General features: G+C 22.5%; 1 protein-coding gene. It reads left to right on the top strand.

Annotated elements, in window-relative coordinates:
• Positions 1–590: DUF3037 domain-containing protein (locus tag B0A81_RS21525; protein ID WP_123922224.1), on the top strand; the 590-nt coding region annotated here is incomplete at both ends.

The raw sequence follows: 590 nt of genomic DNA, 5'->3' as shown, positions 1-590 counted from the left end.
GTTTTTCTCGAGGAAAGCATAAATATTGGTATTCTTGTGTTTTTTAGTAATACCAAAAAATTTTCGTTTACTTACTCTAAAAATTTAAGTAGAATAAAATATATTTATGATAATGTTCCTGAGAAAACTATTAAAGAATATTTAAAACGTATAGAGCTTCAAATTAAAAAATTTTCTAATATTGAGAATGATATTTTTCATTCTCTTGAGGTAAATGATTTAAGAAATTTTATTTCTAAAAATTTGTTAGCTATTGATTCAAGTTCTCTTCAATTCTCAGAATGCAAACATAATTTGCAATATGATTTTCATAATGAATTTATAGAAGAAATTCTCATTAAGAAATTTTTAATTGAGGATATTAAGCATTTTAGTAATCAACCAAAAGAACCTAAATTATTACAAAAATATTTTTCTAATTTAAAAGGTTTGGATTTTGAAAGAATTAATCGAAATGAAAAAAAATTTTATATTGATTATCAATTGAAAAATGAGACAGGTAGTGTTTTTACATTTGATTATGCATGGCAAAATGGAAGCTTAAACCTTGTTAAGCCAATAAGTTTTGACTTAAAAGAGGCTAAAAGTAT

The sequence above is a fragment of the Flavobacterium plurextorum genome (assembly GCF_002217395.1).
Taxonomy (GTDB): Bacteria; Bacteroidota; Bacteroidia; order Flavobacteriales; family Flavobacteriaceae; genus Flavobacterium; species Flavobacterium plurextorum.
The sequence above is the reverse complement of the archived record's forward strand: the minus strand, read 5'-3'. Positions and strand labels throughout refer to the sequence as shown.